This window comes from uncultured Pseudoteredinibacter sp. (genome assembly GCF_947500695.1).
Lineage (GTDB): Bacteria > Pseudomonadota > Gammaproteobacteria > Pseudomonadales > Cellvibrionaceae > Pseudoteredinibacter.
On the sequence record NZ_CANMSS010000003.1, the window covers coordinates 373,641 to 388,669 of the forward strand.

Here is a 15,029-nt window from a genome sequence, read left to right on the forward strand (position 1 = left end):
TTGAACAGAGAATAGTATGCTAATAGGTAGCGACAAAATGATAGCGATTGTGGGTCTAGGACTCACTGGGCTGTCCTATGCGCGTTACTTAGAGGCCAAGGGCATTGCTTTTGTGGTTATGGATACCCGTAAGCAGCCGCCTATGTTGAATCAGTTTGAAGAAGAATTTGCAGACAGCGCTTATTTACGTGCTGTGCATCTTGGTGGCTTGCACCAGGAAAACTTGATGGCGGCCAGTGAGATTTTGCTTAGCCCGGGTTTCCCAATGGCTGACTCAGCTCTGCAAGCTGCTATTGATGCTGGTATAAAAGTTCATGGCGATATGTCTCTGTTTGCAGAGCAGTGTGAAGGCGACATTGTTGCCATTACCGGTTCGAACGCAAAGAGTACGGTGACAGCTTGGCTAGCCCATATGGCTGAAAAAGCAGCTATTGATTTTGCCGTTGGTGGCAATATCGGTACGGCAGTGCTATCTCTGCTGGAGCAGCCTAAAAAGTCTTTGTACATTTTAGAGCTTTCCAGCTTTCAGTTAGAGGCGACGCCTCAGCTTAATGCAAAAGTTGCCACCATCCTCAATGTTAGCGCTGACCATCAAGATCGCTATGAGGGAATGGCGGCTTATCATCAGGCCAAGCAAAAAGTATATCGCGGTGCGCAGAATATCGTTTTTAATCGCCATGACCCGCTGACACAAGCACTCATGGCTCAAGGCGTTTCGGCTATTAGCTTTGGTCTTAATGAGCCTGACTTAGGGCAGTATGGTGTCCGCTTACGTGATGGCGTGGAGTATTTGGCTAAAGGTTTAGATCTGCTCTTGCCGGCGGCAAGCTTATCGTTACCTGGGCAACACAATGTGCAAAATGCACTGGCCGCTTTGGCCCTGGGTGAGGCTGCCGGCCTGCCATTAGATGCCATGCTGGCCGCACTGCAAGATTTTTCAGGTTTGCCTCATCGCTGTGAGTTTGTTGCAACTGTAGCTGGCGTCGATTTTATTAATGATTCGAAAGGTACTAACACTGGCGCCAGTATTGCGGCATTGGAGGGCTTGGGGCCCAAACAAAAATTAGTATTGATCGCGGGTGGCGTTGGTAAGGGTGCTAATTTTGATGAATTACGTACAGCTGTAGAAAAATACTGCCGTGCCCTTGTATGCATTGGTGAAGATGCCGCAAAAATTGCCGCTGCATTGGAGGGCTCTGTTGCAGACATCACTTTTGCCGATGATATGCCCTTCGCGGTAAAAGAAGCCTTTCGTTTAGCTCAGGTGGGTGATGCGGTACTGCTGTCGCCAGCTTGTGCCAGCTTCGATATGTTTGCCAGCTTTGAAGCGCGAGGTCAGGCATTTAAAGATGCTGTGCAGGAGGTGAGCCATGACTGAATTGGCCGCCGTTAAACTTCCTGCCAAGCGCAAGCCAAAGGTCAGCAAGCAAGCAGCAAGTGCTTATGCTAGCCCGGCAATGGCGAGTGTCGATTGGCCATTGCTAACTCTACTGTGGGCGATTGTTTCTTGCGGAATTATTTTGGTGGCTTCTTCATCGGTGAGTATTGCTGATAGTTTGTTTGGGGATAGCCTGCATTTCGCTAAACGCCATACGGTTTATATTGTGCTGGGTATGATCGGCGCCTGTTTTATCGCGGCTTTACCGAGTCAATTATGGCGTCGATATGGACCGCTGTTTTTGTTGCTAGCGCTGATTTTACTGACCTTGGTTTTGGTGCCTGGTTTGGGTAAGCGAGTTAATGGTTCACAGCGTTGGTTTAATCTAGGTTTCATTACTGTGCAAGCTTCAGAGGTAGTGAAGTTTTGCGTGATTGTGTTTTTTGCGAGCTATTTAAGCCGACGCCAGGAAGATCTGCTATATGGCTGGAAAGGTTTTGGTATTTCCATTGCTAGTGTTGTGTTGATTGCGGCTTTATTAATTCTTGAGCCTGATTTCGGTAGTACGGTAGTTATTACCGTAACCGCTATGTCGATGTTATTTCTGGCTGGAGTTCGCTTGCACCAGTTCTTATTGTTGGTGCTATTGGGTGCGGGCGGCCTTGCTGTATTGGCGACCGCTACACCTTATCGATTGCAGCGTTTGGTGAGTTATTTAGATCCTTGGGCTGATCAGTACGGCGGAGGCTATCAGTTAACTCAATCGCTGATTGCTTTTGGTCGTGGCGAATGGTTTGGCTCTGGCTTAGGGAACAGCATCCAAAAGCTGTTTTATTTACCTGAGGCTCATACCGATTTTATTTTTGCGATATTAGCTGAAGAATTCGGCCTCTTAGGTGTGTTGCTAATGCTGGGCTTATTTGTAGCCTTTATCGCGCGTATTTTGGGGATTTCTCGCCGAGCTATGGCTGCGGACGATAAATTTGCTGCCTTAGCATGCTTTGGTGTGGCAGCGATGTTCTCTACCCAGGTACTTATTAATGTTGGTGTGGCATCTGGTTTCTTGCCTACTAAGGGTTTGACATTGCCTTTTGTTAGCTGGGGTGGCAGTAGTTTAATTGCAAACTTTGCGCTAATTGGTTTTATCCTGCGTTTGGATTGGGAGTTACGCCGAAACGCATTATTAAAACCTAAGGTTAAACGCATGCCTCGTAAAAAGACAAAAGCCGTAGAGGAGTTGGCCGCATGACAGCGCAAGCCGCCAGCTTAGCAGGGCACAGTTATTTATTAATGGCCGGAGGCACCGGTGGCCATGTCATTCCCGCGCTTACTGTAGCCAAAGAATTGCAGCAACGCGGTGCAGAGATTCAATGGTTAGGTACACGCAAAGGCATCGAATCAAAACTAGTACCTGCAGCAGGTATTGAGTTGCATTATTTAGATGTCGAAGGTGTACGTGGCAAAGGTATTGCGAGTTTATTAAAAGCACCTTTCCTTATTAATAAAGCCATAGCTCAGGCTGCGAAAGTTATTAGGCGTGTGCAGCCCAATGCTGTTTTGGGAATGGGAGGCTTTGCTTCCGGCCCTGGTGGTATAGCGGCCCGTTTGGCTGGCGTGCCCTTGATTATTCATGAGCAAAATGCTGTCGCGGGTACAACCAATTGCTTGCTGGCAAAGCTAGCAGCCACAAGAAAATTACAGGCTTTTCCTGGCGCATTAAAAGGGGCTGAGCAAACCGGTAATCCTATTCGCGAAGAGGTAAGCGAACTGTGGCGTGATGATAAGCGTATCGAAGCTCGACTTGCCAGCGGCGCAAGCCCTCGCTTATTGGTTCTTGGTGGCAGCTTAGGCGCAATGGCGATCAACGAAATGATGCCGGCGGCTCTTAAGCAGTTGAGCAAAGAACAGCGGCCACAAGTGTGGCATCAATGTGGTGAGCGTCATTTATCGTCGTGCCGAGAAACGTATCAGTTGGCGAATGTAGATGCGCGAGTGGATGCCTTTATTGATGATATGGCGGCGGCTTATAGCTGGGCAGATTTTATTGTTTGTCGAGCGGGGGCTTTGACAGTTTCGGAAATTGCGGCGGTTGGTGTAGCAGCGGTATTCGTTCCATTCCCTCACGCAATTGATGATCATCAGACAAAAAATGCTCAGTGGTTGCTAGACGCAGGTGCAGCCAGAGTTATCCAGCAAAGTGAGCTGGACGTGGATAAATTGGCGAGTTTATTAGAAGAATTATTATCAGACCCTCAACTATTAGTAGAAATGGCAGCAAAAGGTCGTGCTCTTGCAAGCCCGAATGCTACCGAAAGGGTGGCTGATGTATGTGTGGAGGCCGGTCATGGCTGACTATGTGATTGATATACCGGAAATGCGCCGTATTCGTCGTATACATTTTATCGGTATAGGCGGTGCTGGCATGAGCGGCATTGCAGAGGTGTTGTTAAATCAGAATTATGAAATTTCTGGCTCCGATATTCGCGAGTCTGGTAATACCGTGCGCTTGCAGGCAATGGGTGCTCAGATTTTTATCGGACATAAAGCAGAGAATATTGATGGTGTAGATGTGGTGGTGAACTCCACCGCGATTGATGAGCAAAATCCTGAAATTATTTCGGCTCGTGCGAATCGTATTCCGATTGTTCGTCGTGCCGAAATGTTGGCCGAGCTGATGCGCTATCGTCATGGTATAGCAGTAGCGGGCACCCATGGTAAGACAACCACTACGAGTTTGATTTCCTCTGTTTTGGCCGCAGGAGATAAAGATCCAACTTTTGTTATTGGTGGCTTGTTAAATAGTGCGGGCAGTAATGCCAAGTTGGGTGCAAGTCGATACCTTGTTGCTGAAGCTGATGAAAGTGATGCTTCGTTTTTACATTTGCAGCCTATGGTCTCGGTTATTACCAACATCGAAGCGGATCATATGGATACCTATGAAGGTGATTTTGCCAAGCTCAAACACACCTTTGTGGAGTTTTTGCACAATCTGCCTTTTTATGGTTTGGCTGTCGTATGCGGTGACGATCCAGTAATTAATGAAATTTTGCCTGAAATTTCACGTCCAATATTGTCCTACGGTTTGTCAGAGCACAATGATTTCTACGCTTACGAGGTAGAGCAAGAAGGGATGCGCAGTACTTTTAAAGTGCGTCGCCCGGGAATCGAAGAAGATTTGTCCGTTAGTGTGTCCATGCCAGGCCTGCACAATGTATTGAATGCAACAGCGGCTATTGCCGTTGCTACCGATGAAGGCGTTGATGATAAGGCTATTCAAACTGGGCTTGCTCAATTTGAAGGTGTGGGTCGACGCTTTCAGGTTTATGGCGATATCGAAGTGGGCAGCGGAACAGCGATGTTGGTTGACGACTATGGTCATCACCCAACTGAAGTGGCTGCCACAATTAAAGCGGTACGTGAAGGCTGGCCTGAACGTAGATTGCTGATGGTTTATCAACCGCATCGTTATTCTCGTACTCGTGATTTGTACGAAGATTTTGTTGAAGTATTGTCGGCGGTTGATGCTTTGGTGTTGTTAGAAGTCTATAGCGCAGGCGAGGCCGTTGTGCCGGGCGCTGATGGTCGTAGCCTATGTCGCAGTATTCGAACTCGCGGCGCAGTAGACCCTGTATTTGCGGCAGAGCCAGAGCAAGTGCCTGAATTACTTGCCAATTTGGTTCGCCCTGGCGACATCGTGATTACTCAAGGTGCCGGTAATGTAGGGGCCTTGGCGACGACTTTGGCGAATAGCAAATTTGGTCGTCAGTAGAGTGTATTGAGTTAGATTATGAAGCAAGTAGAACAAAACATACTGAACGATAAAAGCGCCTTAGCGAAAAAGTTGTCTGCTATGGGGCGCGTGGCTGTTTTGTTGGGTGGTGATTCCGCTGAGCGCGAAGTGTCTTTGCAAAGTGGCGCCGCTATTTTAGCTGCATTGCAAAACCTATCAGTGGATGCTTTTGCAATGGATATCGGCAGCAATGCTATTGAAGCTTTAAAGCAAGAAAAGCCAGATCATGCTTTTATCGCTCTGCATGGCGGTGCTGGCGAAGATGGTCGTATACAGGCTTTGTTGGGTTATATGGAGATCCCTTATACCGGTAGTGCTGTAAATGCCTCAGCCCACGCAATGGATAAGCTGCGTTGTAAATATTTGTGGCGTGGTATGGGACTGAGTACAGCGGACTTTTGCGAGCTTGATTCTGACAGTGACTGGGCAGAGATTATGACTCGCCTTGGCGGCTCAGTCATGGTTAAGCCTGCCAGTGAAGGCTCCAGTATTGGTATGGCTCCGGCGCACAGCGCTGAAGAATTGCAAAAGGCTTTTGTTGAAGCCTCGAAATACGATAAATGTGTTATCGCTGAACGTTTGATTCGCGGAGCAGAATTCACCGTGGCGGTATTATCTGATGAGGTGCTACCGGCGATCAAGTTGGAAACCGATAATCAGTTTTACGACTACGACGCTAAATATATTTCTGATGAAACTCGCTATTTGTGCCCTTGCGGTTTGCCAGATGAAAAAGAGCAAGAATTAAAAGCTCTGGCCAAGCGTGCTTTTGATAGCTTGGGCTGTAAAGACTGGGGTCGGGTTGATGTTATGGCCGATGAGCAGGGTAAGTTTTATGTTCTCGAAGTAAATACGGTACCTGGTATGACCAGTCATAGTTTGGTGCCGATGGCGGCGAAGGCTGCAGGTAAGGACTTTGAGCACCTGGTTGCACAAGTTTTATATAGCAGTGTGATTAATCATTAAGGGCTGGTTTTAGTTATGAGTCAGTCGCGACAAAGAGGGGCGGTAAGAAAGCCCAATGCCGAGCCAAAGCTGAAGCGTGAAATTCGCTGGGGCTATTATGGCAGCATGACTCTATTGTTGGCGCTGGTTGCGGCATTGGTAGTTTTTGGTCGGCAGCCATTACTGGAAACTGTTGATAGACCCGTGGCCAAGGTGGCCATTGAAGGTGAATTTAGGTTTATTAAGAAAGAGGTTTTAAGCGAGCGAGTAAAACCCTTAATTGATCGCAGCTTTTTGCAGCTTAAGTTGGCGGCGATCAAAAGTGAGCTGGAAGAAGAGGCTTGGGTGGCGCGCGTCGTTCTGAGTCGGAATTGGCCGGATCAGCTTACGGTAAAAGTATTTGAAGAAGTCCCTATTGCTCGCTGGGATGACTACGGCTTTTTAAGCGCACAGGGCAAGGTTGTTAAGGCGCCGGATGCTAGCGAGCTGCTAAAAGATTTACCAAAGCTTAATGGCCCAAAAGAATCGGCCGCTTTGGTGATGAGTAGTTTTAAAAGGTTTAATCAGTTGCTGTCGAGCTACGACTTAACGGTAACTGAGTTGTCAGCTAACGATCGTATGTCTTGGCAGTTAAAGCTGGACAACGGATGGTTGTTAAAGCTGGGGCGAGATCAACTGGTTGAAAAGATGCAGCGCTTATTGGCGGTGTACCCAAGATCCTTAAAAGATAAAGTGGCGCAGATTGCAGCGATTGATTTGCGTTATGAAAATGGATTTTCAGTTAGTTGGCGCGAGCCTATAAATGAATTGGCGGCAGCGCCTTCACGTTGAATTTGAGTGGCCACTAGGCCAACAGGGGAATATAAATGGCAAATTCAAGCGAAAACAAAATGATTGTTGGCTTGGATATCGGCACTTCAAAAGTCGTCGCGATTGTTGGCGAGATTGGTGTTGATGGTCAGTTGGAAGTTGTAGGTATTGGTTCTCACCGCTCTAATGGTTTGAAAAAGGGCGTGGTGGTGAATATTGAATCGACTGTGCAGTCTATCCAGCGAGCGGTTGAAGAAGCTGAACTGATGGCGGGTTGCCAGATTCATTCTGTATACGCGGGTATCGCGGGTAGCCATATTCGCAGTATGAATTCCCACGGTATTGTGGCCATTAAAGATCGTGAAGTGTTTAGTCAGGATGTTGATCGCGTAATCGACGCGGCACAGGCTGTGGCGATTCCGGCCGATCAAAAAATACTTCATATCTTGCCGCAGGAATACTTGATCGATGAGCAAGAAGGTGTAAAAGAACCTCTAGGTATGTCGGGTGTCCGCCTTGAAGCGAAAGTGCATTTGGTGACTTGCGCACAAAACGCTGCGCAAAATATTGAGAAGTGCATTCGTCGTTGCGGATTAGAAGTAGAAGATATTATTTTGGAACAGCTAGCCTCGTCCTATTCGGTGCTAACTGATGATGAAAAAGAGCTGGGTGTTTGCTTGGTAGATATAGGTGGTGGTACCACGGATATTGCCATCTTTACCGAAGGTTCCATTCGCCATACCGGTGTAATTCCGATTGCCGGCGATCAGGTTACTAACGATATAGCAATGGCATTACGCACGCCTACGCCACACGCCGAAGAAATTAAAATTAAATACGCGTGTGCCTTGGCTAAGCTAACAGGTGCTGATGAAACCATAAAAGTGCCAAGTGTTGGTGATCGCGAACCGCGTGATTTGTCTCGCCAAGCTTTGGCCGAGGTTGTTGAGCCTCGTTACGATGAACTGTTTACCCTGGTGCAAGCTGAGTTACGCCGCAGTGGTTATGAAGATTTGGTAGCAGCCGGCATTGTGTTGACTGGTGGAACATCAAAAATGGAAGGAGTCGTCGAGCTTGCCGAAGAAATCTTCCATATGCCAGTTCGCTTGGGTGCGCCTCAAAACGTAACTGGCCTAAGCGATATTGTAAACAATCCTATTTATTCAACTGGCGTTGGCTTGTTGAATTACGGAATTAACCAACAGCAGGAAGGAAAAGCTGCGAATTATAGTAGTAAGGAAGCTCCTACAAGTATGTGGGAAAAATTTAAAAATTTATTTTAATGCTGAATTTTCAGCGAGACCATTTTTCAAAGTGTTACTGAGGAAAAACAAAGGGGAAAGATATGTTTGAACTCGTGGATAGTGTACCTCAAAGTGCTGTAATTAAAGTTGTAGGTGTGGGTGGCGGTGGCGGTAATGCCGTGAAACATATGATTGCTAACCATGTCGATGGTGTGGAATTCGTATGTGCAAACACTGATGCTCAAGCTCTAAAAGATGTTGAAACCGGCACGGTTTTACAGCTAGGCAATGGTTTAACCAAAGGCCTAGGTGCTGGTGCAAACCCTGAAGTGGGCCGCCAAGCCGCGGTGGAAGATCGTGAGCGTATTGCTGATGTGATCAGTGGTGCGGATATGGTTTTCATTACCGCTGGTATGGGTGGTGGTACTGGTACTGGTGCAGCGCCAGTAGTTGCTGAAGTTGCTCGCGAACTGGGCATTCTTACTGTGGCGGTTGTTACCAAGCCATTCCCATTCGAAGGTCGCAAGCGTATTACCGTTGCTGATCAGGGTATTAAAGAACTTCAAGAGTGCGTTGACTCGCTAATTACCATCCCTAACGAAAAACTGTTAGCGGTATTGGGTAGCACAACTTCTCTTTTGGATGCCTTTAAAGCTGCTAACGATGTACTACTTGGCGCTGTACAAGGTATTGCGGACCTAATCATCCGTCCAGGTATGATCAACGTGGATTTCGCGGATGTGCGTACCGTAATGTCTGAAATGGGCATGGCGATGATGGGTACCGGTCACGCCAGTGGTGAAAATCGCGCTCGCGAAGCCGCTGAAGCCGCTATTCGCTCTCCGTTATTAGAAGACGTGAACCTACAGGGTGCTCGCGGTATTTTGGTGAATATCACAGCCGGCATGGATTTGTCCTTGGGTGAATTTACTGAGGTAGGTGATACCGTAGAAGAATTCGCTTCTGCAGATGCAACTGTGGTTGTGGGAACTGTTATCGACCCAGAGATGTCAGAAGAGCTGCGTGTAACTGTAGTAGCCACTGGTTTAGGTGCGGCGGCGCAAGCAGCCAAGCCTGTTGAGACGAAAGTTGTGGTGGATAACACCCGCCGTCCAAATGGCCAGCCAAACTATGCAGAGTTGGATAAGCCAACTGCGATGCGTCAAAAGGCTGCAGCTCAGCCGGCGACAGCAGCTTCGGCTAGCCCTTTGACTGAAGAGAAGGATATGGAGTATCTCGATATTCCAGCATTCTTGCGTCGACAGGCCGACTAATACAGTTAAGCGTGTGCACTCAAAGCGCTGTTCAAAATTTGAGCGGCCTGCTTTGGGGGAATAAACTTTGTAGCCATATTTGATAGCTGCGTTGTGTTCTCGCCTGCAAGAAAGGCGAAGAATGGCGCCGAGTATGGTTTTCTGTTAGTATGCGCCCCTTTTAGGGCCAGTGTGAGACGGTAGACCTATATGATCAAACAGCGGACGCTAAAAAATGCCATTCGTGCAACAGGTGTTGGATTGCATACTGGGGAGAAAATCTTCCTAACCTTGTTACCAGCAGCTATCGATACCGGCATTGTATTTCGACGGGTAGATTTAGACCCAGTAGTAGATATAGAAGCGAAAGCTGAAAATGTAGGTGACACCACTTTATCGACGACCTTGGTTAGAGATAATGTACGCGTTTCAACAGTAGAGCATTTACTGTCTGCGATGGCAGGCCTTGGTATTGATAATGCCATTGTCGAAGTCAGTGCTGCAGAAGTGCCAATTATGGACGGCAGTGCCGGCCCATTTGTCTTCCTTTTGCAATCAGCTGGTGTGGCTGAGCAGGAAGCGGCTAAAAAGTTTATTCGCATTAAAAGACCAGTGACAGTTACTGAGGGAGACAAAACAGCTAGTTTCCTCCCCTTTGACGGCTTTAAGGTCTCCTTTAGTATCGATTTCGATCATCCGGTCTTTAAAGGCCACACGCTTGATGCCTCCGTTGACTTCTCTAGCACCTCTTTTGTTAAAGAAGTTAGCCGTGCCCGTACTTTCGGTTTTATGCACGAAATTGAATACCTACGCTCTAAAGGCTTGGCCAAGGGCGGTAGTGTAGATAACGCTATTGTGGTTGATGAATATCGCATCCTCAATGAGGATGGTCTGCGCTATGAAGATGAATTTGTTAAGCACAAAGTTCTAGACGCCATTGGTGATCTGTATCTATTAGGCAATAGTCTAATTGGTGAGTTTAAAGCTCATAAATCAGGCCATGCACTGAACAATAAATCCTTGCGACAGCTAATGGAGCAGGAAGATGCTTGGGAAGTAGTCACCTTTGAAGATGAAACAGCGGCTCCTATTTCATATATGAAGCCGGTAATGTCGTTTTAATCATTTTGTGCATAAAATCACAGCAATGGACCCTTTAATTAGTAAAGATGTCCCCGCTGTTTTGACATAAAACGCTATTTCTTTATTATCAAATAGGATTTAGTGGGGTTTTTGGCCTAAACTTACTTTAGCTATTGTGCCATTTAGACCATAATAGCGACGGTTTATCGGCTGAGCATGGCGCGCCTAGATAGGTTTGTGACCAGCAGGGTTGATGAGCCGTTAGTAGCAGGCAAGCAATAATAGAAGAATATCGCTTTGCGGCTACAAAGTGGTGGCAGAAATGCTTCCATGATAAAGGTGGTTTCACCGGTTTTAATTGTCTCTGGGTCGCTAACTTGCTCGATAAGAGCGGGTCGGGGCCTTGTTTGACGTTCAGAAAATTAATCTGAACACTAATAAAAAGCGGCTTTTGGCCGTAAAACAAATAGACAGATATTTTTTTTGACGTAGCGGCTTAGAAGTATGAAAGTTATTCTGGTCAGCAAGAATCACGGTAGCACGCGCAGCTTTACAGTTGGTGCGTGGTCTGTTGCGCTATTGTCTTTGTGCCTACTTGGTGTGCCTGCAACTGTCGGTGGCTTTTGGTTGTGGCAAGCCAGCCAAATGGACGCCGAAAACGAATTTCTAAGCTCTGATTCCCGCCGTGCCTGGCAAAAAGAACTCGTAAAGCAAAAGCAAGATATCCAAGAAGCCGGTCGCGATGCCCGTGAAAAGGTTGCCGCCTTAACCTTGCGTATGGCAGAGCTGCAAGCGCGCTTGCTGCGTTTAGATGCGCTGGGCGAGCGCCTTACCAGTATCGCCAAGCTTGATAAGGGCGAGTTCGATTTTAGCCGAGCCCCAGCGGTCGGTGGCCCAGAGTCAAATGCCCTAGGTGATGCCTACCAAGCCCCCGAATTTATCGATGCGATTGATCAGCTAAGCCAACAGATTGAAGATCGGGAGCAGCAGCTTGAAATCCTAGATGCCATGATGGCTAAGCGTAAGATTGAAAAAGACATCTTCTTGGCTGGCCGCCCAGTGCAAAAAGGCTGGATGTCATCTCGCTTTGGTCGTCGTACAGATCCGTTCAATGGCAAGGTAGCCTGGCATAACGGCGTTGATTTCGCCGGCAAGATGGGCTCCCCAGTTATCTCAGTAGCAGCAGGTGTGATCACTTGGGCTAGCGACCGTTCTGGTTATGGCCAGTTGGTTGAGATTAACCATGGTGAAGGATTCTCGACACGCTATGCCCATAATAGCGAGATCAAAGTAAAAGTTGGTGATGTGGTGAAAAAAGGCCATATCATCGCAGCCATGGGCACTTCGGGCCGATCCACTGGCCCCCATGTACATTTCGAAGTTTATAAAAACGGTCGCGCTGTAGACCCCGCCTCTTATATCCATCGTACACATCGATAGCACTTCTTCTTATTAAGTGAACCTAAGCTTGCACCCGCAGGCTGCTTGGGGTTTACTTGGCACCTTTTTGAATTTGACCGCTTTTTGCGGCTTTAAACTGACAATATTCGCCCCAATATGTAGGGGACATCCGTAGGAATTGGTAAATAACATGATAGGCAAGCTGGTTAGAGCGGTTTTTGGTACTAAAAACGGCCGCGAATTGAAGCGTATGGGCAAGTTGGTCAAGAAAATTAACGCCCATGAAGAAAGCATGCAGGCCCTCAGTGATGCTGAGATTAAGGAGAAAACCGCTAGCTTTAAAGAACGTGTAGCAGAAGGCGAAACCCTAAATGCCATTCTGCCAGAAGCTTTCGCTTTGGTTCGCGAAGCAGGCCACCGAGTTATGGGAATGCGGCACTTTGATGTGCAGATGATTGGTGGTATTACTCTGCACGAAGGCCGTATCGCGGAAATGCGAACTGGTGAAGGTAAAACTTTAGTAGCGACCTTACCAGCTTACCTAAACGCCCTATCTGGTTTGGGTGTGCATATTGTCACAGTGAATGATTATCTTGCCGGCCGTGATGCCAACTGGATGCGCCCTCTGTATGAGGCGTTGGGTTTAACCGTTGGTGTTATCCACTCTCAGCAAGATCCACAAGAAAAATACGATGCCTATCGTGCGGACATCACCTATGGTACTAACAATGAGTTTGGCTTTGATTATTTGCGCGACAATATGGCGCTGCGTAGAGAAGATAAAGCCCAGCGTCCATTGAACTTTGCGGTAGTTGATGAGGTGGATTCGATCTTGATCGATGAAGCTCGTACGCCCTTGATTATCTCGGGTGCGGCAGAAGATAGCTCTGAGCTTTATCGTCGTATGAACCAGTTGATTCCTCAGTTAGAGGAAGAAACCCATTACACCATGGATGAGAAGTCTCGCCAGGTTGAATTGACCGAAGTGGGCCATCAGCTGGTTGAAGATTTACTGATCCGTGAGCGCATGCTGGCCGAAGATGAAAGCTTGTACGCCGCGAATAACCTAGCTTTGCTGCACCATGTGCACTCGGCTATGAAGGCCCACACCCTATTCCAAAAAGATGTGGACTATATTGTTCAGCAAAACGAAGTGGTGCTGATCGATGAGCACACTGGCCGTACCATGCATGGTCGTCGCTTATCTGAAGGTCTGCATCAGGCGCTAGAGGCCAAAGAAGGTGTAACCATTCAGCAAGAAAGCCAAACATTGGCATCGACCACCTTCCAGAATTACTTCCGTATCTATCAGAAGCTATCGGGTATGACCGGTACTGCCGATACCGAAGCCTTTGAATTCCGTCAGATTTATAACCTGGATGTTGTGGTAATTCCAACCAACAAAGAAATTCAGCGTAAAGACTTTAATGACTTGGTCTATATGACCACCGAAGAGAAGTTTGACGCGATTGTTGAAGATATTAAAGACTGTCAGGAGCGCAACGCGCCAGTATTGGTTGGTACTGCGTCGATTGAATCTTCTGAAGAAATGTCTAAGCGTTTGAAAAAGTCAGGCATTGAGCACAAGGTTCTTAATGCTAAGTTCCACCAGCAGGAAGCGTCGATTGTTGCTGAAGCTGGTCGTCCTGCCAAGGTAACTATTGCCACCAATATGGCCGGCCGCGGTACCGATATTGTGCTGGGTGGTAACTGGGAGGCCGAAGTTGCTCAGCTAGAAAACCCAGCTCAGGCCGAGATCGATAAGATTAAAGAAGATTGGGAAGAGCGCCATAAAACAGTTCTTGAAGCTGGTGGTCTGCATATTCTGTGTACTGAGCGACATGAATCACGCCGTATCGACAATCAGCTGCGTGGTCGTGCCGGTCGTCAGGGAGACCCTGGTTTCTCTCGTTTTTACCTTTCCTTAGAAGATAACTTGATGCGTATCTTTGTATCTGATCGTCTGCGTGGTTTTATGCAGGCTATGGATATGGAGAAGGGTGAAGCCATCGAGCACAAGATGATGACCAACGCCATCGAAAAAGCCCAGCGTAAAGTAGAAGGTCGTAACTTCGATATTCGTAAACAGCTTTTGGAGTTTGACGATGTTGCCAATGATCAGCGTCAGGTGGTTTATAACCAGCGTAATGAGTTGCTGGAAACCGAAGATATCGCTGAAACCGTAACCGCAATTCGCGCCGATGTTATCCATGATGTTACGGCCGATTTTATTCCACCAATGAGTGTGGAAGAGCAGTGGGACGTTCCTGGTTTAGAGCAGCATATCCATAATGAATTTGGAACTGAGCTGCCGCTGCAAAAATGGTTGGACGAAGATAACCATATGGATGAAGAGCAGTTGCGTGATCGTATCACCGAAGAACTGCAAAAAGTTTATGACGAAAAGTGCGAGCGCGTTGGCGATGCTATGCGTGATATCGAGCGTCAGGTAATGCTGCAGATCCTTGATGTGTTGTGGAAAGAACACCTTTCTAACATGGATCACTTGCGTCAAGGTATTGGCCTGCGTGCTTATGCACAGAAGAACCCTAAGCAGGAATACAAGCGCGAATCTTTCGAGATGTTCGAAACCATGCTGAATAACTTGAAGCATGAAGTTGTGCGTGTATTGTTCCGTGTGGAGCCAATGAGCGAAGAGCAGGTTGCAGAGATGGAGCGCCAGCGCTTAGAGGCTCTAAAGCAGCAGGCTATGGAGCTTGAACATGCCTCGGCTTCGGCATTAGAGCAAGAAACAGAAATGGATCCTGACGATGCGGACAAACCGTTTGTACGCCAGGGTGCCAAAGTAGGCCGAAATGATCCCTGTCCTTGTGGTTCGGGCAAGAAGTACAAGCAGTGCCACGGCAAGCTGAGTTAATCGCTTACGTGATAGCTGTTTAAAAAGGCTCGCTTAGCGGGCCTTTTTTATTTCTTATGTTCGCCTTTTGTCGTCTTTGTTGCTTATAAGCTAATCAATTAAGACCTTTTTACCACTATTGCTTGAAGCATAGCGCTTCGCTTCACGGTACAATAACTTAGCTTTATCAATTTATATTGATCGATTTGAAATGTCGCATCGAAGCTTGGGTGCGACGCAGTAACCGATAAAATTATTAAAAGTAGGA

General features: G+C 47.4%; 11 protein-coding genes. All 11 read left to right on the top strand.

The window, feature by feature from the left end:
• The first annotated feature begins 16 nt into the window (after positions 1–16).
• The 11 genes from murD (at position 17) to secA (ending at position 14,782) form a co-directional block, all read left to right on the top strand.
• Positions 17–1,378 (top strand): UDP-N-acetylmuramoyl-L-alanine--D-glutamate ligase, encoded by a 1,362-nt coding sequence (murD, locus tag Q1A08_RS08310; RefSeq protein ID WP_299771745.1) that lies wholly within the window; start codon positions 17–19, stop codon positions 1,376–1,378.
• Positions 1,371–2,627: a putative lipid II flippase FtsW gene (ftsW, locus tag Q1A08_RS08315; protein WP_299771747.1), complete on the top strand. Its 1,257-nt coding sequence runs from the start codon at positions 1,371–1,373 to the stop codon at positions 2,625–2,627. Before murD ends, ftsW begins: the two co-directional genes overlap by 8 nt.
• Positions 2,624–3,730 carry an undecaprenyldiphospho-muramoylpentapeptide beta-N-acetylglucosaminyltransferase gene (murG, locus tag Q1A08_RS08320; protein ID WP_299771749.1) on the top strand — a complete coding sequence of 369 codons (1,107 nt, stop codon included), beginning with the start codon at positions 2,624–2,626 and terminating at the stop codon, positions 3,728–3,730. The genes ftsW and murG overlap by 4 nt, the downstream gene beginning before the upstream one ends.
• Positions 3,723–5,147: a UDP-N-acetylmuramate--L-alanine ligase gene (gene murC, locus Q1A08_RS08325; protein WP_299771750.1), complete on the top strand. Its 1,425-nt coding sequence runs from the start codon at positions 3,723–3,725 to the stop codon at positions 5,145–5,147. Before murG ends, murC begins: the two co-directional genes overlap by 8 nt.
• An 18-nt stretch (positions 5,148–5,165) precedes the next feature.
• On the top strand, positions 5,166–6,134 hold the full coding sequence (locus tag Q1A08_RS08330; protein WP_299771752.1) for a D-alanine--D-alanine ligase: 969 nt from the start codon (positions 5,166–5,168) through the stop codon (positions 6,132–6,134).
• Between the two features lie 15 nt (positions 6,135–6,149).
• Positions 6,150–6,944: a cell division protein FtsQ/DivIB gene (locus Q1A08_RS08335; RefSeq protein WP_299771754.1), complete on the top strand. Its 795-nt coding sequence runs from the start codon at positions 6,150–6,152 to the stop codon at positions 6,942–6,944.
• Between the two features lie 35 nt (positions 6,945–6,979).
• The gene (ftsA, locus tag Q1A08_RS08340; protein WP_299771756.1) at positions 6,980–8,206 is read left to right on the top strand and encodes a cell division protein FtsA; all 1,227 of its coding nucleotides are present in this window, start codon (positions 6,980–6,982) and stop codon (positions 8,204–8,206) included.
• A 62-nt stretch (positions 8,207–8,268) separates the two neighbouring features.
• Positions 8,269–9,441 (top strand): cell division protein FtsZ, encoded by a 1,173-nt coding sequence (gene ftsZ, locus Q1A08_RS08345; RefSeq protein WP_299771758.1) that lies wholly within the window; start codon positions 8,269–8,271, stop codon positions 9,439–9,441.
• 189 nt (positions 9,442–9,630) lie between these two features.
• Positions 9,631–10,542 carry a UDP-3-O-acyl-N-acetylglucosamine deacetylase gene (lpxC, locus tag Q1A08_RS08350; protein ID WP_299771760.1) on the top strand — a complete coding sequence of 304 codons (912 nt, stop codon included), beginning with the start codon at positions 9,631–9,633 and terminating at the stop codon, positions 10,540–10,542.
• Positions 10,543–11,007: 465 nt separating this feature from the next.
• Positions 11,008–11,943: a M23 family metallopeptidase gene (locus Q1A08_RS08355; protein ID WP_299771762.1), complete on the top strand. Its 936-nt coding sequence runs from the start codon at positions 11,008–11,010 to the stop codon at positions 11,941–11,943.
• Positions 11,944–12,094: 151 nt separating this feature from the next.
• A complete protein-coding gene (gene secA, locus Q1A08_RS08360) occupies positions 12,095–14,782 on the top strand; it encodes a preprotein translocase subunit SecA (RefSeq protein WP_299771764.1) in 2,688 nt (895 codons plus the stop codon).
• Positions 14,783–15,029: the final 247 nt, after the last annotated feature.

Excerpts from the sequence above, each read along its gene's own strand:
- ftsZ (WP_299771758.1), top strand. The coding sequence starts at position 8,269 with ATGTTTGAACTCGTGGATAGTGTACCTCAAAGTGCTGTAATTAAAGTT.
- Q1A08_RS08335 (WP_299771754.1), top strand. The coding sequence starts at position 6,150 with ATGAGTCAGTCGCGACAAAGAGGGGCGGTAAGAAAGCCCAATGCCGAG.
- Q1A08_RS08330 (WP_299771752.1), top strand. The coding sequence starts at position 5,166 with ATGAAGCAAGTAGAACAAAACATACTGAACGATAAAAGCGCCTTAGCG.
- Q1A08_RS08355 (WP_299771762.1), top strand. The coding sequence starts at position 11,008 with ATGAAAGTTATTCTGGTCAGCAAGAATCACGGTAGCACGCGCAGCTTT.
- ftsW (WP_299771747.1), top strand. The coding sequence starts at position 1,371 with ATGACTGAATTGGCCGCCGTTAAACTTCCTGCCAAGCGCAAGCCAAAG.
- ftsA (WP_299771756.1), top strand. The coding sequence starts at position 6,980 with ATGGCAAATTCAAGCGAAAACAAAATGATTGTTGGCTTGGATATCGGC.
- lpxC (WP_299771760.1), top strand. The coding sequence starts at position 9,631 with ATGATCAAACAGCGGACGCTAAAAAATGCCATTCGTGCAACAGGTGTT.
- murC (WP_299771750.1), top strand. The coding sequence starts at position 3,723 with ATGGCTGACTATGTGATTGATATACCGGAAATGCGCCGTATTCGTCGT.
- murG (WP_299771749.1), top strand. The coding sequence starts at position 2,624 with ATGACAGCGCAAGCCGCCAGCTTAGCAGGGCACAGTTATTTATTAATG.
- secA (WP_299771764.1), top strand. The coding sequence starts at position 12,095 with ATGATAGGCAAGCTGGTTAGAGCGGTTTTTGGTACTAAAAACGGCCGC.
- murD (WP_299771745.1), top strand. The coding sequence starts at position 17 with ATGCTAATAGGTAGCGACAAAATGATAGCGATTGTGGGTCTAGGACTC.